The sequence below is a fragment of the Lederbergia panacisoli genome (assembly GCF_024626525.1).
GTDB classification, from domain to species: Bacteria; Bacillota; Bacilli; order Bacillales; family Bacillaceae_C; genus Lederbergia; species Lederbergia panacisoli.
On record NZ_JANJGU010000034.1, the window covers coordinates 1 to 2712 of the forward strand.

A 2712-nucleotide genomic window follows, 5' to 3' on the forward strand; every position below is an offset into this window, starting at 1 on the left:
GTGCGAAATGTTTCTGGCTTAAGTTGAGATTGGTAACAATACTTAGGTAAAGGTCAGACAGTTCCTGTCGGAACTGAAGGGTTATATCGAAGAGCCAAATGAAGGGGTAACGCCCTGAAGGGCTCTCTCTTAGTCGAATAGCACTGGATTTAGTAAGAATGATAGTGTTATAAGCTCGGCGAAAAGGCGTAAGAAATTACCGTAGCAGTTCGGCTGTCGAAAGCCTGCTCGATGGAGTGGTGTAATTCATGATGCTTGAGTTGATTGAATATGGTGAGAATGCGGAAATACCTATATAAGAAAAGGTTAAGCTGACGAACTTCTGAATGTACGGGTCTACACGCACAATACATAGAAATGTGTATATCACTCAATGTGAGGTTAGCAGTGGATTAGTAAGACTGACTAATATGAAAGTCCATGATATGTTACAGGCATATGAACGGCTAACAGGCTTAAAGGAAGCACCTAAGTTCATTCTATAATAGATATAATTCAACGTTGTAAGCTGATAACGTGGAGAGCTTATTCTCTATGAAGCGGTGATTAGGAAAGCAATAATGATAATAGTTAATGTATAACTTTTCTTTGTATCAGTGAAAGTGGTGGCACAGTACCAATGAAAGGTTTAATCAATCTGGAGGGATAGCCACTAGACTAAAAAGAATCATTCAACCATATATGACAGTTCTTTATCGGTTAATAAGGTTCTTGTGAGACTAATAGAGGTTCAACTCCCAAGGGAGTCACCGACTTGTTGAAACGGAAGAAACTGAGACACAATGAGTATTACGATATGCAACATTGTTTTGATAATTTATATGCTCAAAGTGTCGATGGTCAAAATTTCTATGACTTACTGAAACTGATTAGTTCAAATGAAAATATACGTCTTGCTTATCGAAACATCAAAAGAAACACTGGGAGTAAAACAGCAGGGACAAATAAGTTAACAATTGATGATATTAAGCATTTGTCGGTAGAAGAAGTAATTGAACACGTCCAAAGAATGTTCCAATCATACAAACCAGAATGTGTTCGTCGTGTTTTCATTCCAAAAGCAAATGGAAAAGTTAGACCATTAGGAATTCCGACAATATGGGATAGGATTATTCAACAATGTATTTTACAAGTTTTAGAACCCATTTGTGAGGCGAAATTTCATAAACATAGTTACGGCTTCAGACCAAATAGAAGTACCCACCATGCGAAAGCAAGATTTGAATCGCTCATAAATATGGTGGGTCTTTATCATTGCATCGATGTAGACATAAAAGGATTTTTTGATAACGTGAACCATAGTAAGTTACTCAAACAAATATGGTCAATGGGAATTAAAGATAAATCTTTACTCTCCGTCATCTCAAAGATATTAAAAGCAGAGATTGAAGGAGAAGGCTTACCGACCAAAGGCACCCCGCAAGGGGGAATACTTTCACCGCTATTATCAAATATTGTTCTAAATGAACTAGATTGGTGGATTAGTAACCAGTGGGAAACGTTTAAGAGCAATCATGAATACAAACGAAATGGAAGTAAAGTAAGGGAACTCAAAAAATCAAACTTAAAAGAATGTTATATCGTTAGATATGCCGATGATTTCAAGGTTTTATGCCGTACTCGCTCGCAAGCAGTTAGAATGAATTATGCCATCAAGGATTTTCTCAAAACTAGATTACATCTTGAGACAAGTGATGAAAAATCAAAGGTTATCAATTTAAAGAAGAATTCTTCCGAATTCCTTGGCTTTTCTTTTCGTGCAATTAGGAAAGGAAAAACAAGGTTTGGATTTGTAGCACATTCAAATATGACGAAGAAAGCTAAGTCCAATGCACTTATTAAAATTAAAGATTCTATAAAAGCAATCCAGAAGAAGCCTTGTGCTGAAACTGTCTGGCACTATAATACAGTCGTAATGGGAATTCAAAACTATTACGCAGCAGCCACTAACATCTCTAATAATTTAAGTGAGTTGTCCTCCCATTTATACAAGACTCTATATAATCGACTAAAGAATATCAGAACAGAAGCTGAGTTTGAAGATATGACAAGCACGCTCCAAAAACGTTATAAAGGATATTCACCGCAATATTTTAAGATTCAAAACATGGTATTTGTCCCTATTTATGCCCAACGGCATAAAACAAACCTTTGCTTCTCGCAAGATGTGTGTAATTATACTGCCGAAGGCAGAGCAAAAATACACAATAATTTAAAAGCAATTAACAAAAGCGTCTTAAGCTATGTCATGAAAAACTTCATTCCAAATCGAACGATTGAATATAATGATAACCGTATCAGTAAGTTCATAGCCCAATACGGAAAGTGTGCAGTGACTGAAGCAGGACTTGAAAAAAGCGACTGGCATTGTCATCACAAGATTCCTTATTACATTTCAAAGGATGATCGATATTCAAATTTGGTAGTGTTACATAAAGATGTACACAAACTCATTCATCTGAAAGATGTTAATAAAATAAATTCTTTGCTTGGTGTTTTACATCTTAACAATAAGCAAAAGGATAAAGTTAATCAATTCCGAAAACTATGTAATAATTATACAATCTGATTGGAATAAAAAATGCTTCAACAAAGTACATAGAAAATTGAATGAAATGGATTAGTTGGAACGCCGTATGCGGTGAAAGTCGCACGTACGGTGTGAACAGGGGGAAAAGGGAGCGATAACTTCAAACCCTTACCTATCTGTAT

At 35.8% G+C, this 2712-nt stretch carries 1 protein-coding gene; it reads left to right on the forward strand.

Annotated features, from left to right (window positions below):
- Nucleotides 1–757 precede the first annotated feature (757 nt).
- Nucleotides 758–2569, forward strand: coding sequence for a group II intron reverse transcriptase/maturase (gene ltrA / locus NQ185_RS20050; protein ID WP_444546881.1), 1812 nt, complete (start codon nt 758–760; stop codon nt 2567–2569).
- The last annotated feature ends 143 nt before the right edge of the window (nt 2570–2712 follow it).